The organism is Flavobacterium sp. 90 (genome assembly GCF_004339525.1).
Taxonomy (GTDB): Bacteria; Bacteroidota; Bacteroidia; order Flavobacteriales; family Flavobacteriaceae; genus Flavobacterium.
This window is the reverse complement of record NZ_SMGE01000001.1, coordinates 3,368,209-3,394,417: the sequence shown is the minus strand read 5'-3', so window position 1 is coordinate 3,394,417 and position 26,209 is coordinate 3,368,209. Positions and strand designations below refer to the sequence as shown.

The window sequence follows — 26,209 nt, the reverse complement described above, 5'->3', positions numbered from 1 at the left end:
AAAGTTGACCTAATGGAATTAGAACCACACTTTCAAACATACATAATTACCTACATGTCAAACATATTACTTCATTTTCAACATAACTCCTTCACTTTCCGTTTTCTTTAAGTCGTTTGCATATGTTTTTCTGTATTGTAAAGTTTTTTCTTTTGAAGTTATCTCAAAAACTGTCGCTCCAAAGTTCTTATAACCCGAATAAGTACCTATATTAATAGAATCTCCAGAACCACTTGCTTCTTTAATTATTCCGTTGACTCTTATTAAAACGAATTCGTTACACACCAGTAATTTTTTTTTCGAACTTAAATCTAAAATTTTGAACTTCCCTTTTGAAAACTTTCCACTGGGCCATTTGTGAGTATATTGTTTAGCAGACAAATTAAAGGTATAATTTGTACTGTCAGACAAATTAGCTTGATACTCTCCTCTTAGTTTTGAGTTTGTTCTACAACTTATAATAAGAAAACTAATAAGTATAAAAATTATGCTTTTCATATTGTGCTTGTTTAGATATTCTGTGAAGACCTTCTACTAATTAATTATACTTTAAATAAATTCAATCTCATTGCTTCAGAAATTTAAGCAAATTTTAGTTTATAGCTAAGATATTACTATTTTTAAAAGATAAGATTAATTGACTTCATTTAAAATCTTTAAATCCTCCAACAAAAGGTTCGAATTCTACACCATCAGGGTCCAAAAAAGCGGAAATCTTTATTCTAAAGGTTTTCGCTTTTTTAATTCTAGATCACTCCAACTTCATATATTATCCAGATATTACTTCAAAAATCTTCTATATTTACAATATTATAATATTAATCGTAGAAATAATTTATGAAGCAAAAAATTTTACTTTACGTTTTAACTGTATTCCTTTTATACTCTTGCAAAAAAAATAATGACGCTCAATTGAATACAAATATTCTTGGCGAGTGGACTTACATCAAAACAGAAGACCAAAGAAAACCGCAAAAAATTAGCGATATAAAATTCCCACCGCCCGCTCCTTTTGGCAACCACATACCAGGCTACATCTTTTTAGAAAATAATTTATGCGAAAACAAATCTGGTTATTTTAAATTTATTAAAGCAAATGAGAGAGAAGACAGGAAGACATTTTTTTTAGGAACTACAACTAAATATAAAATCGAAAATGATAGTCTAAAAATTTTAGATCTACTAAGCAAAACCTGGGAGAGTCAAAAAATACATTCGATTATTGGAGACACATTGACAACACAAATAAGCGACAGCATCTTTGCAAAATACGCAAGAACAAAATACAAAATCGACCCTAATGAAAATTATGACAAAATTATAGTTTCGTCTTCGGGCTGTTATGGCTCTTGCCCTGTTTCAAACATCAGCATTGACAATAGTGGCAATATTCTCTTTTATGGTCAGCACTATAATACTAAAAATGGAATTTTTAAATCTAAAATTTCGAAAAATGAATATCAAAAAATTCAAACCAGTTTTAAGAAAGCCGATATAAAGAATCTTGAAAATAATTATGAAGCAAATTGGACTGATGACGAGACAGTCAGTATAACATTTATCAAAAACGATAAAATAGTAAAATCTATTAGCGATTACGGAAGAACATCGCCGACTGATTTAATTTGGGCTTATACACCCGTTAGATATTTATACCAACAAATAAAGCTAACCCCTTTGAAAGCGGAAAAACCTTTATTATCACTATGGAGAATAAGCTTTACAAAAGGAAATCAAATTTGCGACTTAACAAAATCTGATAGCTTTTACCTTTTAACCGAAATTTTTAAAGGCAAAGAAACAATCTGTAAATTTGAAAATCGCTACCAGATTGAATTTTGGAATGACGAAGATAAAAAAGAAAGAATCACTACTGACGGCAGGTATTTTAAATACAGGGATAAAATTATTGATATTGGTTATAACTTTTTGACCAAAAATGACCTGACTGACAAATTTAGACAGAAGGACAAATACGACTGATAAAAATCTTAACAAGAAAGCTGTACTTCACTTAAAATCTAAAAATGATTTCACAGAAGACTCAAATTCGTTGTAATAAAACTTAAAACAAAAGACCTATTTCGCTATGAAACAGGTCTTTTTTATATACTTTTTTTTAGACTTTTTACTAAATTACACTTTCTTCACTCATTTCTTATTCAATTTATAAAGAAAACACAAAGACAACGTTAAGAAAAAGTATCTCCTTACTTTTCATAGTTCTTTTATTCGCATATTCAATTTTCACATATAAAATCCGAGTATCTTTACCCTCGATTGCATAAGAATTTGTAGATGATTAACGGTCTCTTCTCTTCAAAATTCTTGCTTCATGTCATAAAATTATAATAACAAAATTTAACAAATAAACATTATCCATTACTAATTCTATCCCTTTTAGGTTTTTATTAGTTTTTGCATTCAACCTTAATAGCTATAATATATGACATTGATATCCAAAGAAAAATTTTCTGAAGCTGCCGGCCTTTCTAAAATTCCGATCCCTGGATTATCCTCTTATTTAATGAAAGTAATGAAAATTAACAATTTAAATGAGATGGTAAAAGAAGGAGGTAATCTTGAGGGCGCTGATTTTGCTAGTTATGCTTTAAATAAAATTGGCGTGAATGTTCAATATGATGCTGCCGAATTACTAAATATTCCTCGCGAAGGAGCTTTTATCGTTGTTGCAAACCATCCTTATGGAGGCATTGAATCATTAGCCTTATTAAATACCATAGCAAAAATACGTCCTGATACAATGTATATGGGAAATTTTCTATTAAAGGAAATTCCAAATCTTGAAAAATGTATCATTGCCGTAAACCCATTTGAAAACGTACAGAATTCTGCCAGTATTACAGGATTAAAAATGACGCTTAAAGTTTTATCAGAAGGTGTTCCTGTTGCAATATTTCCCGCAGGAGAAGTATCATCTTTTAATTTTAAGACGAATAAAATCACAGATCCCGAGTGGCATCCTGTGGTAGGGAAAATTATGTGCAAAGCAAACGTTCCTATTTTGCCTATATATTTTCATGGAAATAATGGTTTTTTCTTTAGTATGTTAAAATCGATCCATCCCATGTTACAAACTTCAAAACTGATCTCAGAACTCTTTAACAAACAAGGACATAATTTGAAGATGACTATCGGAAAGCCTATTTTTCTAGACAGAGTCAGAGGTAAAGTTTCCGATCCTCAAATGTTAAAAAACCTCAGAACTAAACTGTACGCTCTCAAAAATCAACTACACAATTAAAAAATGTAGATTAAATCTACTTGAAGCTTACAAAAAACCTTAAAAATTAAATATCTTTTCTTTTCAAACCTCTTTCAAGCTGTTTAAAACATAAAAAAACTTCAAGCAAAAGATTCATGTTTTACACTATGAAGACTATCTTACTATGCTTACAACCTCCATTTCAGCATATTAATTCATTATTAAATTAATCTTAAAATAAGGTATTGTTATATCAAAAATAACTTCCTATATTTGCACCCGCGTTCAAGGAAAGAATTATGACTCGATAGCTCAGTCGGTAGAGCACATCACTTTTAATGATGGGGTCCTGGGTTCGAGCCCCAGTCGGGTCACAAAATTTGTGATTTAACAAAAATACTTTCCTTGATAGCAATGACTCGATAGCTCAGTCGGTAGAGCACATCACTTTTAATGATGGGGTCCTGGGTTCGAGCCCCAGTCGGGTCACAAAAGGTCTAGTAATTTATTTTACTAGACCTTTTTTCTTTTAAGTCCACGTGGAGAAACGGCAGACTTGCCACCTTGAGATGGTGGTGCTCGTAAAGACGTGTGGGTTCAAATCCCACCGTGGTCACAATAAAAGCAAAAGATGTTCCTAATACATTCTTAACTTTGTCTTCACTATTCGTTTGTGTATTTACAAAAAATAATCAAAAAGACACTATAAGATCCATAAGTATGACCAAAGAAGAGTCCATTAAAGAATACTACTTTAGAATCAATAAAAGTATAGATTACATTAAAGAAAACCTTCATGAAGAACTTTCTTTAGAAAAATTGGCTGGGCTTTCTAATTTTTCTAAATTTCATTTTCACAGAATTTTTAAGTCTGTCACCGGAACGACAATCAATGAATTTATAAAAAATGCAAAAATAGAGAGAGCTTTGTTTTTCTTAATGAATAATCCATCAAAAACGATTAGTGAAATTGCCGCTGATTGTGGTTTTTTAAGTATTTCATCTTTTTCAAGAGCTTTTCGCGAAGCAAAACATGTGACACCAAGTGAATGGCGAAAGCAACATAAAAATAGCAATATTGGTATAATTGATAGCAATATTGGAAAAATGCAGTCAAAAATCGAAGACTATCTTGCACTCAAATTAAATAATTTTAAAAAAACTGAAATGAGTGAAATAGTAAAACTTGATTTTGAAATCAAAAAAATGAAGGAATTTAATGTTATTTACATCAGAAACCTCAATATCCAGAATCATGATAGTGAAACATTTGGCAAAATGTTTGAGCAGCTTTTTAGTTGGGCTTCTCCTAGAAATTTAGTAAATTTTCCCGAAACCAAAGCATTAACCGTTTATAGAAGTAATGCTAATTTATCCGGAATGCTTCAGGCAGATGTTTGTTTATCTGTACCTGAAAAAATAGTCGGCGAAGGAATAATAGGAAATACAACAATAAGCGGTGGATTATACGCTATCTTCCATAAAGAAGCACCAATGTCTGAATGTTTCAAAACATGGAATTATATTTATGAAGTTTGGTTTGAAGAAAATGGCTATCAGCCAGATAATAGAAATTTCTTTTTAAATCATTTAAATGATCCTAAATCGCATCCCGAAAATCTTCACATTATTGATATCTATATACCTATAAAATTACTGTAAAAATCAAAAAATGTAAATTCAAATAGAATTAAAACTTCTAAATTCTAATTTATGAAATTGTCATTTAAAGTCTCATTTTCTCTTACAGCTAATAGCTTGCAATTTAATTTTAGAATAAATTATTTCTAAAAAAACATATAAGATAAACGAAACAAGGTGTTAGCGAAATATAGCAATAGCCATTAAATTAAAATTTATTCAAGATCCTTAAATCTCTTAATAAAAGATTCGAATTCTGTATCGTCAAGATCACAAAAAAGGTAAAATGCATTTTTATGTATTTTACCTTTTTTATGCCTTTTCCCCTCCTACTATAAATAACCTTCAACCAATAAATATCAAGGTCATTATTTTTCTTATTTTTAATCCCTAATAAGTTTTAATCATGATATTTTACATCAACACAGCGCATTTGACACAAGAAATTGAATATCCCAAAAGATATCAGTCTCAAAACCTAATCAAAAGCTCAGTTACTGTATTTCTTATCCTTTTAGCATTTCTTTTATTATTCAAACCATTTGGAGTTTACGATCCGGAACTCAAAATGCATTACTTACTCATTTGCTTTTTTCACGCCTTAGCTCCGGCACTAATTCTATTCGCTTACTTTGGAATATTAAATTATTCTAAAAAAGCAAAAGATCAAATCAAATGGACTTTACTCAAAGAATATATCCATATTGGATTAATACTAATATTAATGGGCACAACGAGCTTTTTAATGCGGGACTTACTTTATAATAATCCAAACAATTGGTCATGGAATTATTTTTTTGAAGAAATTAGAAATTGTCTTATTGCAGGCACATTTTTCTACTTTTTTCTGAGATTATCAAGTTTTTATTTCGAATCAAAAAATGGATCTCCATTTGTCCTTCAATTTACTCCGCTAACAGTTGAGCCTGCAAAAACAACTTTAGAATCTAATATTTTTATTAATACAAATGTAAAACAAGATGATTTTAGCTTAGATATTGACCAATTACTCTTTGCAAAAGCAGATGGTAATTATGTCGAACTAACAAAATCAAACGAAAACAAAATTACCACTGAAGTAAAAAGAATTTCTTTAACACAATTTGAAGCTCAAATAATAAACTACCCACACTTTTTTAGATGTCACAGAGCCTATCTGGTAAATATGTTTAAGATAAAAAAAATGACTGGAAACTCTCAAGGCTATCTATTATCGTTTCATGAAACAGATATAAAAATTCCGGTTTCCAGAAAACAAATCGACAGTTTCAACAACCGCTACCAAGAACTTCAAAGTAAATATATTGCCTAAGCTTGTTGCTCGTCACAAAAGCTAGTTACCAGTAACAAGCCTTATTTTTACTGCTTTTTCTCGTTGTAGGTTTGCCATCAATAACAATAAACCAATTTATTATGTCAACCACAATTGCGAACACGAATCCAGATTTTAATACTTCAAACAAACTATCGTACATAGACAATATCAAAATACTATTAACAATTCTAGTAGTTCTTCATCACACTTTTATCGCTTACAGTACTTCTGAAGGTTGGTACTATACAGAACAAACCAATCTTCTAGGAGCCCGAATTCCTATGACAATGTTTATAAGCATTAATCAATCCTTCTTTATGGGGTATTTTTTTATGCTTGCAGCCTACTTTACCGGTTCTTCTTATACAAGAAAAGGAGCTTCAAAATTCACCAAAGACCGCCTTGTTAGATTAGGAATTCCTATTTTATTCAACTCCTTTATTCTTTCGCCATTCATCTCTTATCTTGTTTACTACTTTGCCAAAGAACAACATATTAGTTATTTTGAATATTTAAGCGGATATGACAGCTGGATAGATTTAGGCGTAACCTGGTTTCTGGCCGCATTATTACTTTTTTCTTTAATCTATGTAGGAGTGAAAAAAGTTTTTAATATCAGCTTCGCAAAATCTTTGGCAACACCAAATTCGAGAACCATATTATTGTTTGCGTTTATATTGGGAATCATTAGCTTTTTAGTCAGAATACACTTTCCCGTGGGATGGGTTCTTGAACCAATCGGATTTCAACTTGGGCATTTCCCACAATACATCGCTCTTTTTATTATTGGATTATTAGCGGCTAAAAATAATTGGTTCGAGCAACTTTCTGATAAAACAGGCAAACAACTTAAAAGATCAGCTTTAATATGTTTATTATTTTTTCCTGCATTTCTTATTATTAAACTCAAACTCAACTGCGATTCTTCTTGGTTTTCTGGCGGTTTTCATTGGCAAGCTTTATTATATGCCGTTTGGGAGCAATGGATTGGAATTTCTATTCTAACAACATTATTAAGTAAAGGAAAAAGAAGCTGGAATACTCCTTCTAAACTGCTTAGTAAATTATCCCGCTGTAGTTTTGCAGTTTACATTTTCCATCCCTTAGTAATTGTCGGATTCACTTTAGCAATAAGAAACTGGGCTATTGATCCTGCAATAAAACTTCTTGTAGCAGCGCCATTAATAGTTTTAGGCAGTTTTTTACTTGGTTCGCTTATTCTTTTGATTCCGGGAGTCAAGAAAATTATTTAGTCAAACCAACTTAAAAGTTTAATTTCGAATACCTTATTTATAAAAATATATTTCGGCGAAAAAAATAATCGTTATTTCACAAAAGAACTTCTCTTACAAAATAAAACTTTCATAAATTCGTTTCAAAATTAATTAACCTACTAACCTAATCCCAAATTGGTTTATGAAAAAATTATTACCTATATTACTTATTATGATCAGCTGCTCAACCTGGGCACAATCTGCAACGGCTTATTTTGACAAAGCAATGAAAAAGGCCGAAGCCGGAAACACAAAAGGTGCAATCGCAGATTACACAAAAGCCATTGGCATGAATTCTAAATTTGTAGAAGCGTATCAAAATCGTGGTGTTGCAAAAGTAAAACTCAACGATCTAAAAGGTGCTCTTGCCGATTTTAACAAAACGATCGAATTAGACGACATGAACGCCGATGCTTTTACTGGTCGCGCCAACGTAAACTACAAATTACTTAATTTCAAAGAAACAATAGAAGATTGCACCGCTTCTCTTGGTTTAAATCCAAAAGATTATATCGCTTATAACTTAAGAGGTTTAGCCTATAATAAAAGCGGAGACAAAAAGAATGCCTGCAAAGACTTCTCAAAAGCAATCGAATTAGGGAGCCAAAGCGCTATCAAAAACAAAGCTACTTTTTGTAGATAAAAACAAAATCACTTAAAGCATCACTACAAAAGCAATCTGTAAAATATAATTTTCAGATTGCTTTTTTTGATTCTGACAACACCTTAATTTCATATTGAAGATATCCTTACATTTGCTCTTTAAACCAAACCAAAATGGCACTTTTAAAAAAAATAAACCATCGCGTCGAAGCAGATAAAAATTCAGGTTTTGGAACCAATGCCGGCAGTTACGGAGGACGATTTGTAAATAAAAACGGAACTCCAAATATCGAAAAAAGCGGAATGCATTTACTCCGCCGAATCAGTTGGTATCATACTATGATCGATATGCCAAACTGGAAATTCATGCTCATTTTGTTTACCTTTTATATAGCAATCAACTTTGTTTTTGCAATTATCTATTACGCAATCGGGATTCAGCATCTTGATGGAATTTCGCAATCGCAAAGTTTACTAATCCAATTTGGACAAGCTTATTTTTTTAGTGCACAAACTTTTACCACAGTTGGTTACGGCCATATAAGTCCAACCGGATTTCTGACCAGCGCGCTTTCTGCAGCCGAAGCCTTAATTGGTCTCTTAAGTTTTGCCATTGCAACTGGTTTGTTCTTTGGAAGATTTAGTAAACCAACAGCATTTTTAAAATTTGCACATCACGCCTTAATTTCTCCTTACGGAAAAAACAAAGGATTAATGATTCGTCTTGTTCCTTTTAAAAATACCAATTTTACAGATGCCAAAGCAAAAGTCACTTTAGGACTAAGCATTGAAGAAAACGGTCATAAAACGAATAAATTCTACAATTTAGAATTAGAACTTGATCAAATAAATGCGCTTTCATTAAGCTGGACTTTGGTGCATCCTATTACAGAAAACAGTCCACTTTATAATTTTACCGAAGAAGATTTCAAAAAAACACATGGTGAAGTATTGGTTTTCATAACCACTTTTGATGATATGTTTAGTAATACTGTCGCAGCGCGAACTTCCTATACTTTTGAAGAAATAGTTTATGGAGCAAAATTCGAAACGATGTACAACAGAAGCAAAGACAACACAAAAACCATTCTACATTTAGACAAACTAAACCAATATGAGATGGTAAACCTCTAACAATCCATCATTTTAATCAAGTTTTAAAGTTTTTTTCAGATTTTATTCTATTTTTGTTTATCAAATCGTATTATAATGGTGAACAACATAAGAACGGTCTTTAGCATTAAAGATCTTGAAAACTTATCTGGAATAAAAGCACACACAATTCGCATCTGGGAAAAGAGATACAACATCTTAGAACCAATGCGAACGGACACTAATATTAGACTTTATAATTTACAAAATCTACAGAAGCTCCTTAATATTACACTATTACACGAATACGGTTATAAAATTTCTAAGATCGCTACGTATCCTGAAGAAAAAATTCCGCAACTTGTGCGAGAAATCATTTCTAAGAAAAATTCTCAAAACTACGCCATTACATCATTCAAAATGGCAATGATGAATTTTGATCAGGAATTGTTCTTTAATACTTTTGATTGGTTGATTTCTGAAAAAAGCTTTAAAGAAGTTTTCAAAGATCATTTTTTGCCTTTACTAAAAGAATTAGGATTATTATGGCAATCTGAAACTATTACTCCGGCAAATGAACACTTTATGAGTCATTTGATTAAACAAAAAATCTTAATTTACACAGAAAGTCTTCAAATACAAAAACCAACCAAAACTGATCGCATTTTTGTACTCTCGTTACCATTAAACGAAATCCACAAAATAGGTTTGTTATACCTACAATACGAAATCTTGTCAAAAGGCTACAAAGCTATATATCTAGGAGAAAGTATGCCTATCGAAAACTTACAAGACTTAACACGTCATTTTGAGAACATTACATTTGTATCTTTCATGACCGTTCAGCCAGATCGCACTGTAATTAATCAATATGTAAAATCAATGGGGCAAAAATTACTGCAGCAAAACAACGAAATCTGGCTTATGGGCAACATGACAGAGTATATTGAGCAGAAAAATTTACCGGAGAGAATTCGCATTTTCGACACTATGGACGAAACAATTAGCATGTTATAATATTTTTGTTTAAAGTTTTCTTATATTTGTTAAACAAATTATGAAAACTATAGCAATAATAGGGTCCGGCTTCTCAGCTTTAGCTGCTTCGTGTTACTTGGCAAAACAAGGAAACACTGTAACTATCTACGAAAAAAATGAAACTATTGGCGGACGTGCAAGGCAATTCAAAAAAGATGGTTTCACCTTTGACATGGGACCAAGTTGGTATTGGATGCCCGATGTGTTTGAACGTTTCTTTCAGGATTTTAATAAAAAAACAACCGATTATTACGAGCTTATAAAACTAAATCCTGCTTATAGGGTTTATTTTGGCGTTGAAGATTTCATCAGCATTTATGACAATTTAGAAGCCATAAAAACCACTTTTGAATCCATAGAAATTGGAAGTGGTAAAAAACTTGAAACCTTTATTAAACAAGCCAAAAGCAATTACGACATTGCGATCAAAGATCTTGTTTACCGTCCGGGAATTTCACCACTCGAATTAATCACATTGGAAACAACGCTAAAACTCAATCAGTTTTTTAGTACTGTAAGTAATGATATCCGCAAGAAATTCAAAAACGAAAGACTAATTCAAATCCTTGAATTTCCTGTTTTATTTCTCGGAGCCAAACCATCCAATACACCTTCGTTTTATAATTTTATGAATTATGCCGATTTTGGATTGGGAACATGGCATCCAAAAACCGGAATGTTTGATGTTGTAAAGGCAATCGAAAAACTAGCTGTAGAACTTGGAGTTTCAATTCAAACAAATTCTCCAATTGAAAAAATAGTTGTCGAAAATGAAACCACAACCGGAATCATAATTAACGGAAAGCATATAAAAGCAGATATTGTTTTAAGCGGAGCCGATTATCATCATACCGAAACTTTATTAGACAACCAATACCGCGTTTATTCTGAAAAATATTGGGAAAGTCGTGTTTTCGCACCTTCTTCCCTATTGTTTTTTGTTGGATTTGATAAAAAAGTAGAAAACATTTCGCATCATTCCCTGTTTTTTGATGTTGATTTTAACCAACATGCAATTGATATTTATGACGCTCCAAAATGGCCTGAAGCACCTTTATTTTATGCCAACTTTCCATCAAAAACAGATCCATCTGCAGCTCCGGAAGGAATGGAATCCGGTTTTTTCCTAATTCCGCTTGCTCCTGGAATCAAAGATAATGAAGCGCTTAGAGAAGAATATTTTGAAAAGATAATAGATCGTTTTGAAAAGCTTACACAGCAAAAAATTAAAAATAATATTATCTTTAAAAGATCATTTTGCAAGAACGATTTTGTCACCGATTACAACGCCTATAAAGGAAATGCCTACGGAATGGCTAATACATTATTGCAAACGGCTTTTTTAAGACCAAAGCTAAAAAGCAAAAAAGTCAGGAATTTATATTTCACAGGACAATTAACAGTTCCCGGACCAGGAGTTCCGCCTGCTTTAATATCTGGAAAACTAGTAGCTGAATTAATTCAAAAATCTTTTAGATCCTAAAAAATGAAATCACTATTCGACACCGTTTCTTTCAAATGCAGCAAGTTAGTTACTCAAAACTACAGCACCTCATTTTCGTTGGCCGTCAAAATGCTGTCACCAAGTATTCGTGATGCGATTTACAGCATTTACGGATTTGTTCGTTTTGCAGACGAAATTGTCGATTCTTTTCAGGATTATGACAAAGAAAACCTCATCAATGATTTTGAAAAAGAATATTACAAAGCTTTCGAAGCTGGTATAAGTTTAAATCCAATTCTTAACTCGTTTCAGCACACGGTAAAACAATATAATATTACAGATGATCTTGTTCAGGCATTTTTAAAAAGCATGAAACTCGATCTCATTAAATCAAATTACAACACCCAAACAGAATACGAAGATTATATCTACGGCTCCGCCGATGTTGTTGGTCTAATGTGTTTGAAAGTTTTCGTAAAAGGAAACAATCAAAAGTATGAGCAACTTAAGAATGAAGCAATGCGATTAGGATCGGCTTTTCAGAAAGTAAATTTCCTGAGAGATCTAAAAGACGATACTTTGGTTTTAAACCGAAATTATTTTCCCGGCGTTAACCTAAATTCTTTCGATGAAAATACTAAAACAGCTATCGTCAACGAAATCGAAGAAGACTTTAAAATCGCTTATCAAGGAATTGTAAAATTACCTATCGAAGCACAATTTGGTGTTTATACTGCTTTTATTTATTACAAAAAACTATTAAAAAAGCTGAAAAACACACCTTATTACGAAATAGGAAACTCAAGAATCAGAGTTTCAAATTATACCAAAGCAGGACTTTTGGCCCAATCTTTTGTAACTTACAAACTAAAACTGGTATAGATTTTATCCCTCGTTATTGTCATTTCGAGGAACGAGAAATCTCCGCAAGAAACTCCACAAAGAAAATCACCAATCTTTGTCGACCTAGCAACGAAGATTTCTCCTCCGTCGAAATGACAAGACCAGCAAAAATTGATAATCACAACAATTCAACAAATAAAAAAATGATTTCTTTTTTAATCTTTTTAGGCGTTTTTCTCTTCATGGAATGTGTTACCTGGCTTACACACAAATATATTATGCATGGATTAATGTGGTATTTTCACGCAGATCATCATCAGCCAAAGTACGAAAACACTTTTGAGCGAAACGACATATTCTTTGTGATTTTTGCCACACCAAGTATAATTCTGTTTTATTTTGGAGTTCAGGGCGGATTCAATTATTTATTTTTTATTGCCTGTGGCATAACTTTATATGGTTTATGTTACTTTTTAGTTCATGATGTATTGATACATCAACGTTTTAAATGGTTCAAAAACACAAAAAACAAATATCTGATTGGTTTAAGAAAAGCACATAAAATACATCACAAGCATTTAGGAAAAGAAGATGGAGAATGTTTCGGAATGTTATTCGTTCCTTTTAAATATTATAAAATGTAAAATAATTTGGGCGTTCCCCGCAGAAAAAGCGGGTCAGGTCTTCCATTCCCGCTTTTTTTATCAGTCAAAAAAAGCCTGATAAAAAAGAGCTCCACTACAACCCCTAACGTAAACGTATTTCAAGAACCATCCGTAATAATTGATTTTATGAAAGTATATAAACTAGAAACCGTACAACACTTAAACGCCAGTATCGAAAAATGTTGGGACTTTTTTTCGAGTCCGCAAAACCTGCAAACGATAACACCTGATGATATGAGTTTTGTCATTCAGGATTTCGACGGCAAACGAATGTATCCGGGACAAGTTATTACCTATACTTTAAAACCTCTTTTGGGCATTACAATAAATTGGATGACAATCATAACAGTTTCTTCAGAAAATCAATATTTCGTAGACGAGCAACGTTTTGGTCCCTATACTTTATGGCACCACAAGCATTTTTTTGAACCAACAGAAACCGGTACAAAAATGACAGATGTCGTACATTATGCTCTACCCTTTGGTATCTTAGGGCAACTCGCCAATAAAATAATGGTCAGGAATAAACTGAAATCCATTTTTGAGTACCGTCACAAAAAAATCGAAGAAATATTCAATTCAAAAGCATAATTATAGAAATATTTTGCCACAGATTAAAAGATTAAAACAGATTAAACTCCTTTAAAAATCTTTTAATCTGTGGCAAAAAAAACAAAAAGTAGAATCTCTTATAATGACAAAACAAAAAGCAAATTTTTTCTGGTTTAGACGCGATTTACGATTAGACGATAACATTGGATTATTCAATGTTTTGCAATCTGATTTCCCTGTAATTCCGTTATTTATTTTTGATGAAGACATTCTCGATAATCTTCCTAAAGATGATGCGCGAGTTAGTTTTATCTACGATTCTTTAGAGAAAATAAATGAAGAATTAAACACAATCAACTCTTCTATCTTAATCAAAAAAGGGAAAACTTTTGAGGTTTGGAAATCGCTCGTTGAAGAATTCGATATTCAGCACGTTTTCTTTAATAAAGATTACGAACCTTACGCCATAAAACGTGACATCGCTGTTTCTGATTTATTGAAACAAAACAATATCGAAGCCACTTCCTTTAAAGATCATGTAATTTTTGAAGAAAAAGAAATCACAAAATCAGATGGACTTCCCTATACCGTTTATACACCTTATAAAAATAAATGGCTAGAGAAATACCTTCTCGCAGGACAAGTTCATGAATACGATACTAAACCATTCTTAAAAAACTTTGCCGAAAATCAATTCCCATTTCCTGATTTATCAGAAATTGGTTTTGAAAAAAGCACCATAAAAGTCATTCCACATAACTTAACTCAAATTGCCAATTACAAAGAAACCCGAGATTTTCCGGCTTTAGACAGCACATCTTATCTTTCGCCACATCTACGTTTCGGAACCGTTAGTATTAGAAAACTTGTGAATTGGGCAAATAAAAAGAATCAAACTTTTCTAAGCGAATTGATTTGGAGAGAGTTTTTTATCCAAATCCTGTTTAACTTCCCTAATTGTGTGAATCACAATTTCAAATCAGCTTATGATGGAATTCAATGGCGCAATAACGAAGAAGATTTTAAACGCTGGTGTTCCGGAACGACAGGTTATCCAATGGTTGATGCCGGAATGCGTCAACTAAACGAAACCGGTTATATGCACAATCGCGTTCGAATGGTTGTTGCGAGTTTTTTATGCAAACATTTGTTGATTAACTGGCAATGGGGAGAAGCTTATTTTGCCAAAAAACTATTAGATTTCGAATTAGCATCAAACGTCGGGAATTGGCAATGGGCAGCAGGAACAGGCTGTGACGCTGCGCCATATTTCAGAGTTTTTAATCCAGAAATTCAACAAAAGAAATTTGACGAAAAAGGAATCTACATCCGCAAATGGATTCCTGAATTTGACTTAGGATATAACGAACCAATGGTCGATCATGCTTTTGCAAGAGATCGCGCGATTTCAACTTATAAAGCAGGGATTTTGAAATAGTTTTTTGTTTCAGGCTTCAAGTTTCAGGTTTCGCGATTACTGAAAAACCTTTGTCAAAGTTTAAAACTTTGACAAAGGTCTACACATGCAAAGTCATTGCGAGAAACGAAGCAACCACACTAACTAAAAGCAAACTAAAAAAATGTCGGATGAGATTGCTTCGTTCCTCGCAAAGACTCTTAATACTTCAAATAATTAGTCACAACAATCTTAGCTTTTAGATCAAACATTAAATTATAAAGTCCGAAGAAAGTACGATTCATATAAATAAAATGCTTAGAACCGCGATTCCCATTCATTTTTTTAAGATTCGTATCATTAGAGAAACGCTCTCCTAATTTGGCAATACTGTCAAAGAAAGTCTCATCGGCAAAATCGAAAGTTTCATCTTGAAAAGGTTTCGTAAAAAGTGATAACAAATCGTGAAACATCTCGGTAAAATATTCAATTTCCGAAGGTGAATCATCTGGACGAAGAATCTCTAATTCGAATAATTTTTGATTAAAAAGCGTTTGATCTGTAATCACATTTTTGTTGATTAGCTCAAAATAAGGAACATAGAAATCATCCGGAATTTGCTTCATACAACCAAAATCCAAAGCAATCAGATTATTTTGATCGTCTACCAAAAAATTTCCCGGATGCGGATCAGCGTGTACCTTTCTAAGAACATGAATTTGATACATATAAAAATCCCAAAGTGCCTGCCCTAACTTATCGCCCACTTCCTTATCTGTATTTTTGGCGGTAAACTCTGAAAGGTGAATTCCAGTCATCCAATCCATTGTAATAATTTTCTCTGATGAAAACTCCGGATAATAATTTGGGAACAATATATTCTCAATTTTATTACAAGCCTTAACAACTTCCTGACTTTGCTCGAGTTCCAATAAATAGTTAGTTTCTTCAATAAGTTTATCTTCAACCTCCTTAAAATACTTATCAGAATCTTTTCCTTGCAAATTAAACATTCTGATCGCAATAGGTTTTACCAAAGCCAAATCTGACGAAATACTATTGGCAACTCCCGGATATTGAATTTTTACGGCTAATTTTTTGCCATCTTTAACAGCCAAATGAACCTGACCAATACTTGCTGCATTTACAGAATTTGCATTGAATTCATCAAATATTTCATAAGGAGTTTTACCAAAATTGGTTTTGAAAGTTTTTAATACTAATGGTGCCGAAAGTGGCGGAACTGAAAACTGCGACAATGAAAACTTCTCAACATAAGCCTGAGGCAAAAAGTTCTTGTCCATACTTAACATTTGAGCTACTTTTAATGCACTTCCTTTTAGACTTTTTAATCCGTCGTAAATATCCTCTGCATTGTTTTCATTTAGTTTATCACGCGTTAAATCGGGATTTACTATTTTCTCAGCATAATGCTTCACATAGTTTACACCAATTTTTGCGCCTGTTTGCACTAGTTTTCCCGCTCTTTCTATTTTTGATGTTGGTATATAATCGATCGTTTTCATTGTTTGCTGTATATTTTTTCTTTAAACAGGAATTTTCCAAAATCCAAAAGATGATTCATCGGCGCAACATTCATTAATTCGAATGACGCATTTACAGATTTTTCGATAAAAATATCGGTTTTCTCAAAAGCCGCCGACTCATCTTCCATCCAGAATTTTATAGTCATCATCAATTGTAACCAAGCGGATTCCTGAATGGCTTTTTCCTGAAATTTTTGAAACTTTTCCTGATTAAGCCTGTAATCATCCGTTAGAATTTCAGAAACATATTCTTTAAATGATTCTCGAAGTGATGTTAATTGTACTAAATTTCTAATTGGATTTTTATCAATTTTTAAGGCTTGTAAAACGTAACTTCTGTTAGCTGTCAAAATCTCAAAAAAGGTAAAATAAAAGCTCAACATTTTATTCTTCATATCATATTCCTGATAATCGGCATTTTTATGCAACAAATCAAGTGTATTCACCAAAAAGAGTCTGAATATCTCTTTTTCTAAACCTTCTAATGTTCCAAAAAAGGAATAAAACTCAGCTTCTGTAAAATCATTTTCTTTTGCAAAATGATAAACTGACTTTGGCTTTTGTCCTTTTTCTAAAACCTCATCCATATATTTTGAAACGATATCATCTCTTGTAATTGCTTGTTTTTTAGTTGTCATTTCATTAAAATTTAGAATTTGCCTTAAAGGTAAGCAATGTTTAAGTACCTTTACTTATGCTTAAACTGGATGTACTGTTAAATATATTATAATATAATGGCAAAAAATGTTTTACTAACCGGAGGTACTGGATTTATTGGTAAACATCTTACGGATGTACTTATCGAAAATGGCTTTTTGGTTTCTATTTTAAGCCGTTCGGATCAAAAAAATACGTCTTCAATTACCTATTACAAATGGGATTTAAAGAAAAACTTTATTGATCAGAAAGCTATTCTGGAAGCAGATTATATTATCCATTTGGCAGGTGAAGGTATTGTAGAAAAAAGATGGACTAAAAAACGCAAGAAAGCCATACTTGAAAGTCGTACAAAACCAATTGATCTTATTTTTTCTATTTTAAAAGAACAAAATAAAAATTTGGATGGTTTTATTTCGGCGTCGGGCATTGGATTTTATGGCGCTATTACAAGCCACAAAATATGTGATGAAACGACACCTCCTGCAAATGATTTTCTGGGCAATACCTGTCAGCAATGGGAAAACACCGTTGACCAGATCGCTACTTTAAATATTAGAACCGTAAAAATCCGTACCGGAATTGTTCTGGGCAAAAACGAAGGTTTCCTTAAAAAAATTGTTCCAAGTTTTAAAGCTGGTTTTGGAGCAGTATTAGGCACAGGAAAACAATATTTACCCTGGATTCATATCGACGATTTATGCCAGATTTACTTAAAAGCAATTCAGGACGAAGAAATACAAGGTGCTTATAATGCCTGCGTAACCGATACTACAACTAACTCAAGATTCTCTAAAGTATTGGCAAACTTATTTGGATACACGATTTGGCTCCCTAAAGTTCCTGCTTTTGTTTTAAAAATAGTTTTGGGAGAAATGAGCATTGCCATTTTAAAAGGTCAAAGAGTTTCCTCTGAAAAAATCCAGAAAACTGGTTTCGAATTTCAATTTACTGATTTAGAAAAAACGCTGGTAACTTGTTTGAATTAATTTTATTTTAAAGTCAAATACATAGAATCTCCTGTTCGTACCACACCTATTAATTCTGTGTTTGCAGTTTGTGAAATTTTAGTCGCAATTCTGCTTGGAATTTGAATATTAAAATCAGTTACTAAAATAGGAAAATCAGATACTATTTGGATTCCATCACCCAATTTTTTAATTAAAGCATTTACGATAACTTCCTTCGTTTTTCCGTGCATTATAAGTTTTCCTTTTATCTGATACTCTTTTTCAATATCGGAAATATCCTTTAAATCAAATTTTTGAATTTTACCTTTAAAAACCGCTTTAGGATATCTGTCGCTCTCCAAGTAATTTTCATTAAAATGCTCTTGCATCAGGTCTAATTTAAAACGAAAATCTTTGACAATAACAGTACAAATAAATGTACTTGTTTTAGGTTCCAAAAGAATTGCAACCTGTCTGTTTACGGCTTTTACTTCTTCAAAAAATGGAACTGAAGCTTCAAAGTTTATTGTTCCTGTATTTGTAAAGAATTTTTCCTGTGCAATAACGGAATAAGCAGTAAATAGCAAAATAAGAAAAGTAATTTTTTTCATAATCGTTAATAATTAAACAATTATGTCATTCATATTTTTTATTTTAAGAAGAGAAAAAACTGGACTTAATACAATGTTTTAAAAAATAGAATGGCAGTACTCCGTGAAAAACAGTAACTCATTGATTATACTTAAAGTTACGAAATTTTAAGGAATACGGTTGCGTATTTATCCTAAATATTTGTGAATGTTTTTTGGATTGTGAAATGGGGAATTTGTGAGAGGTGAAATGTTGATTGTGAAATATTAAATGTGTTAAAAATGTGTTGTCCCTACGGGACAAAATTCGTTGCCACTATTTTTATTTTTTACCAATATGTAATCTCTACGAGATATTCTTTTGAAGAATAATATTAAATCTTTCAAAATATTCCGTTAGGAATTAAATGTTGGTAAAAAAAATAACCGAATACAAAAAAATGTCCCGTAGGGACTACACAAATATTTCTTCAAAACAAACTCTAAAATAAACATCTTCTATCCTTGCACTTCTGTACAAATCTCAATTAAAAAACCATCTAAATCACGAACATAAGCTACAATTTGTCCCCACGGCTTCTGCTTTGGTTCAGATACTAAGATTGCTCCAAAAGAGATTGACTTTTGCGCCAGTTCTTCAACATTATCAGTTATGAAACCTATTTCAATTGCAAAAGGTTTCTCAGCAATATTACTTTCCTGAAAACCATCTTTTAAATTTTGTTGTGCTAATGATTTCGAAGCAAAAGAAAGTGTTGTTTCGCCAGTGCTTAATTCACCGTAATCATTTCCCGGTGCTATAAATTTTCTCGAAAAACCAAATGCATTTTCATAAAATACTATCGATTTCTCAACATCTTCTACATATAGAATCGTATATCCAAACTTTACCATTTCAATTTATTTTAATGAAACTATTCTAACTAATCTCTAATAACACATTGTATTTATCTAAACTTGCCAGATCTTCTATAGAACTAACATTTGCAGCTTTTTCATGTTCTTCTACTTCTTTTCTAACTTCGATATGTTTAATTGCTTTTCTAAAGCGTCGAACTTCTTCTAAATTAGACAAAATTAATCCGGGAACCTGAACGCTTTTTCCATCTTTGTCTTTAGCAACCATAGTAAAATAAGAAGAGTTACAATGCTTAATCGCGCCAGTCTGAATATTTTCAGCTTCAACGCGAATCCCGACAATCATAGAACTCCTTCCCACATAATTTACGGAAGCTTTCATTGTAACCAATTCACCCACTTCAATAGGTTTCAAAAAATTTACAGTATCAACCGAAGCTGTTACGCAATAATTGCCACTAAATTTTGAGGCTGATGCAAAGGCAATCTGATCTAGTAATTGTAATATATACCCTCCGTGAATTTTACCACTAAAATTGGTATGCGAAGGCAGCATTAATTCTGAAATACTAATTTTTGAAGAGGAAACTGGTTTAAAATCTGCGGTCATAATTGTTTATTTGTATTTAAATGGGGATGTTTCTTTTCGAACGGCTGTGATGAAAAAACGAGAATCTCCCCACCAGCTAAATGTTTTATAGCGTTCAACATAAGTCAACTTTACATATTGACCTTCTAATTCGTTCAATTGATCTATTACTTTTTGGTCACTGTCTAATACTGAAAATCGGAATATCTGCGAACCCGAAACGCCTTGGCTAAGTTCTCCTTCCCAGGTTTTCATTATTACACCTTTATGACTCATTCTTATTAATTCTCCTGAGCGGTATCCTTCACTATAAGGAATAAAATAGATAAAGGCAAAATAAATGGAAATACCCAAAACACAAACTGCAGCAATTATTAATAAAATTCTTTTCATTAGATCTTAGTTTAAAGATTGATTTTCATCTGAATTTGATGCTCTTGCAATAATATTCTCCGGAAGCGCTTTTTTTGCCTTTGCTCCCATTTTCTTTAATTTCTCGACACTCGAAATCAGGTTTCCTCTGCCATCAACCAATTTGCTCATAGCATTTTCATATTCCGTTTTGGTGTCTTTTATTTTATTTCCAATTCTAAGAAGATCTGTTACAAAACCTTCGAATTTATCATATAATGCTCCGGCTTGTCTGGCAATTTCAAAAGCATTTTCCTGTTGTTTTTGATTCGTCCACATACTATCAATCGTGCGCAAAGTCGCCAATAATGTTGTTGGCGTAACGATCACAATATTGCGATCAAATGCTTTGTTATATAAAGTCGCGTCTTCATTTAAAGCGATTGCAAAAGCGGGCTCGATAGGAATAAAAAGCAAAACAAAATCAGGACTTTCTATTTGGTATAAATCATGATAATTTTTACTTCCAAGTTGTTCTACGTGTCTTTTAATGGAGTTTACATGTTCTTTTAGAAAATCAATTTTAAGAATTTCTGATTCCTCATTGATCCATTTTTCATAAGCAACAAGAGAAACTTTAGAATCGACGATCATCTTTTTTCCGTCAGGCAAATTAATTACAACATCAGGCAGCAATCTCGTTCCTTCGCTATTTGTAAAACTCTGCTGAACTTCATATTCTCTGCCTTTTTCTAATCCTGATTTTTCTAAAACACGTTCCAAGACCAATTCTCCCCAATTTCCCTGCATTTTACTATCACCTTTCAGCGCTTTTGTCAGGTTCAGTGTTTCTTTGCTCATTTGTGCATTCATCTCACTTAAACCAACAATTTGCTGACGTAAAGCGGCGTGATAATCGATACTTTCTTTGTGTGTTTGTTCTACTTTTTGCTCAAAACCCTGAATTTTATCCTGCAATGGCAACAAGATATTCTTCATGTTTTCACTATTTTGTTCTGTAAATTTGGCTGATTTTTCTTCGAGGATTTTATTGGCTAAATTTTCAAATTCCTTCGTGAATTTCTCCTGAAGTTCTGTGATTTCATTTTTTTGCTCTTTATGACGTTCCCAAAGATTTTCGAAATCAACTTCTTTTTTTGAAAGCTGAATGGCTAAACTGTCTTTTTCTGTCCGGATATTTTCTTTCTCAGCATTTGATAATTGAAATTGCTTCTGAAAGTTATTTCTTTCGTTTTCGAATTGTTCTTTTTGCAACTGCATTTGATTTGCATTTGCATTTAATCGCTCTTCTAAACTTACTTTTTCTGCTTGGGCTCTTGCCGCAAATAACAATTTCCCTAAATAAATTCCAAGGAATAATGCAACAACAAAGGCCAATAAAAGCGGAAGAAAATCAAACATAACTGAGTTTATTTTTAGAGTAAAAGTAAGCAATAATAAGTAGCTGATAATTTTTAAAATCAAATTTTTACTCATTTGTACTGATTCTAAAACAGTTGAACTAAAAAAAAATTAAATAAAAAATATTCTTTTTAACGCAACCTTTTTAATAGAAACTCATCTACCAATTATAACCTATATATTATAAATGATGAAAAAATTAATGCTGAGCTTATTTATAGCTTTTGGATTTAGCGCGTGTTCTCTTAGTAACGATGATAAAATGAATATAGATTGCGGAACTTATGCTGATGTTTCGTTTACAGGATATCCGCTTACATGCAATTATAGCATGATAACAAACCAAACTACGCCTGCGGCACTTATTGCAAGTTCACAGGAAAAAATGGATAAGTATTTCAAAAAAACTACAAACTCATGTCCTAACTCAAGCGATTCTACTATAGATTTTACTAAATACTATCTAATTGGAGTTTTCTCCGGAATAAAACCTTCAAGCGGTTATACTATTAAAATTACTAATATAGTTGAAAACAGCTGTCAAATGGTAGTTAGCTTTTACGAAAAACAGCCGTTGCCAGGCGAAACAACATCACCGGCTTCAACTTATCCGGCAGATTATGCTTTGATTCCTCAAACTTCAAAACCAATCATCTTTATTAAAGCTACTGAAAATCCGGATAATATTATTATTGGAACTTATAAAGCACAATGTACCGGAGGAGATTGTCAAAACTTCTTTCAAATAAATGATTATAGTATTCTAAAGTTTCAAAATGTAGTTTCTGGAGGTTATGATTTTAACCAATACAGATACACTGCAAAAGCTAAAAGAGGCGATTATGCTGCATTGTTATCAAGTGTTCCTTCTGAAATTTTAAACAACCAAGGGCAAACAAAAACATACGGTACTCCGGATTCAGCTGGTCAGGGTGGTGTATATTTTGAACTTCGTAAAGGTTTAAAAACTACCAGAATTTATATCGACAATAACGACACAGACGATCAGGGAAGTGAAATTAAATTGTTCAAGAAATCAATTAAAGATAAAATCGCGACTTTAAAATAATCAAATTACGAGGAAAGATTTTGATGTTTTTGATCCGTCAAAATTAGGAATAGATTTACTTTGAAAGCAAGACTTACAAAATAGAAAATACTGACAATCAAAATCTAACAATCGTAAATCATAATCAAGACGCAACCCGTACTATTCTAAAAGATAGTTTTATATGCTTATAAAAACTATTTTTGCAAAACCAAATTTAACCACTTCTTGAAAGACGATTTAGAAAAATATATAAAGCTTTGCCTTAAAAATGACAGAGAAGGACAACTGAAAATTTATCAGTTGTTCTCTCCTGTTTTATATGGTATTTGTCTAAAATATATGAAAAACGAAGACGATGCCAAAGATGTATTTCAGGAAGCATTTGTAATTGTTTTTCAGAAAATTGGTCAATATAAATTCGAAGGAAGTTTTGAAGGCTGGCTAAAGCGAATTTTTATTAATAAACTGATTGAAACTTTAAACAAAAAGAAGAAAGAAAGTTTCTTTCTCGATGTTTTTGATCCTGACACAGATTTTGTCGAAGAGGAAGAATTAGAAGGAATCCCAATTGAACAAGAAAAACTGTTAGAATATATTAGGGATTTACCAGATCAATATCGAACGGTTTTTAACTTATATGTTTTTGAAAAAATGAAACACAAAGAAATTGCCGAATTATTAAAGATCTCTGAAGGAACATCAAAATCAAATTTAAATAGAGCCAAGCACATTTTGCAGAAAAGAATTTTGAGCATAAAAAATTTTAAAATAGCATGAAAAAGCAAAACATAGAAGATATTTTTTCATCAATGGAAGACTTTTCAAGTGTTCCGCCTCCTGAATTATGGGGGCAAATTGAGGAAAAACTAGATAAACCTAAAAAGAAAAAGAGCGCTATTCTTTGGTGGTCGGCTGCGGCATGCTTACTACTAGGTTTGTTGCTTCCTTCTGTTTTACATTTTACTTCTGATTCTGGAATCAAAAATTTAAATACCGATTCTTCAGAAACCAATAAGGTTGTTATCGAAGAGAAAAATGAAGAGCATAGAAACAACTTGAATAATACCGCAATACCAACTGAGGAAAATAAAGCTTTGAAAGATGGTGTTGAAAAAGAATCAAATACAAACGAAGGAGTTTCACCATCATCAAAAAAAGTAAACAATCAACCTACTACTATTTACCCAAAATCAGAAACCGCAGTAGCTCAGGCTGATTCTGAAAATAAGATCATCAATAATAGTACATCTTCTAAATTAGATATTGAAAAATCAGTTACTGAAAAAAATTCTAAATCAAATATTGAAAAGAAAAACACGCGTCAAGCTGTAGCGGAACAAACATTTGCAACAGGAAAAGGAGATTCTTTTAATTCTGTTTCTATCCCGAGACTTCGGGACCAACTTCCAAATCATAAAAAAACTGCTACAGATAAGATTCTTGCTGAGAAGACATTTAATTCTGGTAAAACAAACGGATTTAATTCAAACACAAAAAGTCAATTGTCAAATTCTATTTTTGAAGATAAAACAAGCTCGAAAAACAGCAGTAATGTTGCTTTTACTTCTTCTAATCCAACATTGAAAAGCAATAATAATGTAACAAATACGAGTAAAGTTCAAAATGGGACAACAACAATCGACTATTCTAAAAGAGATGTTCTTGCAAGTGCTGAATTGAGCAATTCGAAAGTGAATAATTCAAAAGCAAATAATTCAGAAAGCAAAATAGACTCTGTTCAATTGTTACAGCTTCAAAATTTAGAAAAAGGTATTGCAATCGCAGAGCCTGAAACCAAAAAAGACAAAAAGAACAAATCTCTTTCTAATGCCGAAAAATGGGCAGTAGAGGTTTTTGCCGGTATAGCAAATTCTGAAAACACCAAAAATGACAAAACACTAGGTTATGCAAACGATTCTAAACAAGGTAGCACATATGGTGTAAAAACAAAATATAAAATTAATAATAAATGGGCTGTTGGTTCTGGGTTAAAGATTAATGAACTTGGTCAGAGCGTTGCAAATGTTTCGTATATAGATACAAAAACTGTTGCTTCGTTAAGTCCTGCAAATTATTATGTTGCAAGTGAATCAATTGCGCCAGCACGAATAACAAATAATTCGAGCTACATTTTTGTTTCGAACAGCACTACAGATGCTTTAAAAATGAATGATATACAAAGTGAAAATTTAAAAAGCGGGAATATAGACCAAAGTCTGAGATATTTAGAAATGCCTTTGGAAGTTTCATACGCGGTATTTACTAAAAACAAAGCAAGTATTAGTTTGAATACCGGAGGTTTTGTAGGTAAGCTGATTTCTAACGATGTCGCTCTTAATGGCAAGTCTATTGGTGATAATGTCAATGCAAATGATTTTGTTTATGGTTCGACTTTGAGTACTACGTTACAATATCGCATTTATAAAAAGACAAATGTTTTTGCTGAACCTGCGGTAAATTATTACCTTAATCCTCTAAATAATCAATCTTTCAACCAATTTCAATGGGGATTGAATTTTGGATTAAATGTCTCTTTCTAAAAAAATTAAACCAATCTTCTAAAAAATGGCAATTAAAAATCAATGGTCAAATCAAGAATCAATCTCCAAAGATTTAAGTTTAGCCAAAGAAATGGTTTATGATTGTTTTGATTTTAATTGTTCACAACCTGAGGCAATAACTGAAAGCGCAGAATACAATGGTTATCAATTTCACTTAAACGAAAAACTTATTTGCTATCGGGAAGCAAAAATAACTCCCAAAAAAACAGGTCAGTTTGTGACTTTATGGAAACGTAATATCTCCGGAACAATCGAACCTTTTGATTTTGCTGACGAAATAGATTTTGTAATTATTAGTACAAGAAAAGAAGATCTTTTTGGACAATTTATTTTTCCGAAGTCCATTTTGTTAGAGAAAGGTGTTTTCTCTACAAAAACAAAAGAAGGCAAACGAGCAATACGCGTTTATCCGCCATGGTACGAAACAACGAGCGCACAAGCTAAAAAAACGCAACAATGGCAGTTGCATTATTTTTATGAAATAACACCAGAAACTGACCTTGAAACTTTCTCAAGACTGTTTCAACCTTAAATAAAAAACGGC

Annotated in this window: 26 protein-coding genes and 3 tRNA genes; 21 read left to right on the top strand and 8 right to left on the bottom strand. The window is 32.1% G+C overall.

Going from position 1 to position 26,209, the window contains the following annotated elements:
- Positions 1–66 precede the first annotated feature (66 nt).
- Positions 67–498, bottom strand: coding sequence for a hypothetical protein (locus C8C83_RS14200; protein ID WP_121329128.1), 432 nt, complete (start codon positions 496–498; stop codon positions 67–69).
- A 339-nt stretch (positions 499–837) separates the two neighbouring features.
- Between C8C83_RS14200 and C8C83_RS14195 the strand changes: the two genes are divergently transcribed.
- From C8C83_RS14195 to C8C83_RS14120, 16 genes are all read left to right on the top strand, one after another.
- Positions 838–1,983, top strand: a complete 1,146-nt coding sequence (locus C8C83_RS14195; RefSeq protein ID WP_121329127.1) for a DUF6438 domain-containing protein — start codon at positions 838–840, stop codon at positions 1,981–1,983.
- A gap of 463 nt (positions 1,984–2,446) precedes the next feature.
- Positions 2,447–3,265, top strand: coding sequence for a 1-acyl-sn-glycerol-3-phosphate acyltransferase (locus C8C83_RS14190; RefSeq protein WP_121329126.1), 819 nt, complete (start codon positions 2,447–2,449; stop codon positions 3,263–3,265).
- A 262-nt stretch (positions 3,266–3,527) separates the two neighbouring features.
- Positions 3,528–3,600 (top strand) — tRNA-Lys (locus C8C83_RS14185).
- 42 nt (positions 3,601–3,642) lie between these two features.
- Positions 3,643–3,715, top strand: a tRNA-Lys gene (locus C8C83_RS14180).
- Between the two features lie 44 nt (positions 3,716–3,759).
- Positions 3,760–3,842 (top strand) — tRNA-Leu (locus C8C83_RS14175).
- On the top strand, positions 3,836–4,888 hold the full coding sequence (locus C8C83_RS14170; protein WP_132011793.1) for an AraC family transcriptional regulator: 1,053 nt from the start codon (positions 3,836–3,838) through the stop codon (positions 4,886–4,888). Before C8C83_RS14175 ends, C8C83_RS14170 begins: the two co-directional genes overlap by 7 nt.
- 385 nt (positions 4,889–5,273) lie before the next feature.
- Entirely contained in the window at positions 5,274–6,179 is a 906-nt protein-coding gene (locus C8C83_RS14165) for a LytTR family DNA-binding domain-containing protein (RefSeq protein ID WP_121329124.1), read from the top strand.
- A gap of 101 nt (positions 6,180–6,280) precedes the next feature.
- Positions 6,281–7,435 (top strand): acyltransferase, encoded by a 1,155-nt coding sequence (locus C8C83_RS14160; protein ID WP_121329123.1) that lies wholly within the window; start codon positions 6,281–6,283, stop codon positions 7,433–7,435.
- A 163-nt stretch (positions 7,436–7,598) separates the two neighbouring features.
- Complete coding sequence (locus C8C83_RS14155) at positions 7,599–8,099, top strand: hypothetical protein (protein ID WP_233566078.1); 501 nt, start codon at positions 7,599–7,601, stop codon at positions 8,097–8,099.
- 134 nt (positions 8,100–8,233) lie between these two features.
- Positions 8,234–9,193, top strand: a complete 960-nt coding sequence (locus C8C83_RS14150) for an ion channel (protein WP_121329121.1) — start codon at positions 8,234–8,236, stop codon at positions 9,191–9,193.
- 75 nt (positions 9,194–9,268) lie between these two features.
- Complete coding sequence (locus C8C83_RS14145) at positions 9,269–10,168, top strand: MerR family transcriptional regulator (RefSeq protein ID WP_121329120.1); 900 nt, start codon at positions 9,269–9,271, stop codon at positions 10,166–10,168.
- Positions 10,169–10,205: 37 nt separating this feature from the next.
- Positions 10,206–11,672 carry a phytoene desaturase family protein gene (crtI, locus tag C8C83_RS14140; protein ID WP_121329119.1) on the top strand — a complete coding sequence of 489 codons (1,467 nt, stop codon included), beginning with the start codon at positions 10,206–10,208 and terminating at the stop codon, positions 11,670–11,672.
- 3 nt (positions 11,673–11,675) lie between these two features.
- Positions 11,676–12,515: a phytoene/squalene synthase family protein gene (locus C8C83_RS14135; RefSeq protein ID WP_121329118.1), complete on the top strand. Its 840-nt coding sequence runs from the start codon at positions 11,676–11,678 to the stop codon at positions 12,513–12,515.
- A 164-nt stretch (positions 12,516–12,679) separates the two neighbouring features.
- Positions 12,680–13,120, top strand: coding sequence for a sterol desaturase family protein (locus C8C83_RS14130; protein WP_121330050.1), 441 nt, complete (start codon positions 12,680–12,682; stop codon positions 13,118–13,120).
- Positions 13,121–13,267: 147 nt separating this feature from the next.
- On the top strand, positions 13,268–13,732 hold the full coding sequence (locus C8C83_RS14125; RefSeq protein ID WP_121330049.1) for an SRPBCC family protein: 465 nt from the start codon (positions 13,268–13,270) through the stop codon (positions 13,730–13,732).
- Positions 13,733–13,835: 103 nt separating this feature from the next.
- Positions 13,836–15,131: a deoxyribodipyrimidine photo-lyase gene (locus tag C8C83_RS14120; protein WP_121329117.1), complete on the top strand. Its 1,296-nt coding sequence runs from the start codon at positions 13,836–13,838 to the stop codon at positions 15,129–15,131.
- A gap of 179 nt (positions 15,132–15,310) precedes the next feature.
- Here C8C83_RS14120 and C8C83_RS14115 read toward each other — a convergent pair whose 3' ends face one another.
- Positions 15,311–16,615 carry an AarF/UbiB family protein gene (locus tag C8C83_RS14115; RefSeq protein ID WP_121329116.1) on the bottom strand — a complete coding sequence of 435 codons (1,305 nt, stop codon included), beginning with the start codon at positions 16,613–16,615 and terminating at the stop codon, positions 15,311–15,313.
- The gene (locus C8C83_RS14110; RefSeq protein ID WP_121329115.1) at positions 16,612–17,274 is read right to left on the bottom strand and encodes a TetR family transcriptional regulator C-terminal domain-containing protein; all 663 of its coding nucleotides are present in this window, start codon (positions 17,272–17,274) and stop codon (positions 16,612–16,614) included. The genes C8C83_RS14115 and C8C83_RS14110 overlap by 4 nt, the downstream gene beginning before the upstream one ends.
- Before the next feature lie 96 nt (positions 17,275–17,370).
- Here C8C83_RS14110 and C8C83_RS14105 point away from each other — a divergent pair, with 96 nt between their 5' ends.
- Positions 17,371–18,282, top strand: coding sequence for a TIGR01777 family oxidoreductase (locus tag C8C83_RS14105; RefSeq protein WP_121329114.1), 912 nt, complete (start codon positions 17,371–17,373; stop codon positions 18,280–18,282).
- A 2-nt stretch (positions 18,283–18,284) separates the two neighbouring features.
- Here the strand turns inward: C8C83_RS14105 and C8C83_RS14100 are convergent, their stop codons facing one another.
- The 5 genes from C8C83_RS14100 to rmuC all read right to left on the bottom strand — a co-directional run bounded on the left by C8C83_RS14100 (position 18,285) and on the right by rmuC (position 22,053).
- Positions 18,285–18,854 (bottom strand): YceI family protein, encoded by a 570-nt coding sequence (locus C8C83_RS14100; protein ID WP_121329113.1) that lies wholly within the window; start codon positions 18,852–18,854, stop codon positions 18,285–18,287.
- 477 nt (positions 18,855–19,331) lie between these two features.
- The gene (locus C8C83_RS14095) at positions 19,332–19,727 is read right to left on the bottom strand and encodes a VOC family protein (RefSeq protein WP_121329112.1); all 396 of its coding nucleotides are present in this window, start codon (positions 19,725–19,727) and stop codon (positions 19,332–19,334) included.
- Between the two features lie 25 nt (positions 19,728–19,752).
- Complete coding sequence (locus C8C83_RS14090; protein ID WP_099709282.1) at positions 19,753–20,301, bottom strand: acyl-CoA thioesterase; 549 nt, start codon at positions 20,299–20,301, stop codon at positions 19,753–19,755.
- 6 nt (positions 20,302–20,307) lie between these two features.
- Complete coding sequence (locus C8C83_RS14085; RefSeq protein WP_121329111.1) at positions 20,308–20,673, bottom strand: 6-phosphogluconate dehydrogenase; 366 nt, start codon at positions 20,671–20,673, stop codon at positions 20,308–20,310.
- Between the two features lie 6 nt (positions 20,674–20,679).
- On the bottom strand, positions 20,680–22,053 hold the full coding sequence (gene rmuC, locus C8C83_RS14080; protein ID WP_121330048.1) for a DNA recombination protein RmuC: 1,374 nt from the start codon (positions 22,051–22,053) through the stop codon (positions 20,680–20,682).
- A gap of 187 nt (positions 22,054–22,240) precedes the next feature.
- Between rmuC and C8C83_RS14075 the strand changes: the two genes are divergently transcribed.
- From C8C83_RS14075 to C8C83_RS14060, 4 genes are all read left to right on the top strand, one after another.
- Positions 22,241–23,122: a protease complex subunit PrcB family protein gene (locus tag C8C83_RS14075; protein WP_233566077.1), complete on the top strand. Its 882-nt coding sequence runs from the start codon at positions 22,241–22,243 to the stop codon at positions 23,120–23,122.
- Positions 23,123–23,329: 207 nt separating this feature from the next.
- The gene (locus tag C8C83_RS14070) at positions 23,330–23,881 is read left to right on the top strand and encodes a sigma-70 family RNA polymerase sigma factor (protein ID WP_121329110.1); all 552 of its coding nucleotides are present in this window, start codon (positions 23,330–23,332) and stop codon (positions 23,879–23,881) included.
- A complete protein-coding gene (locus C8C83_RS14065) occupies positions 23,878–25,644 on the top strand; it encodes a hypothetical protein (protein WP_121329109.1) in 1,767 nt (588 codons plus the stop codon). Before C8C83_RS14070 ends, C8C83_RS14065 begins: the two co-directional genes overlap by 4 nt.
- Positions 25,645–25,669: 25 nt before the next feature.
- On the top strand, positions 25,670–26,197 hold the full coding sequence (locus C8C83_RS14060) for a MepB family protein (protein ID WP_121329108.1): 528 nt from the start codon (positions 25,670–25,672) through the stop codon (positions 26,195–26,197).
- The last annotated feature ends 12 nt before the right edge of the window (positions 26,198–26,209 follow it).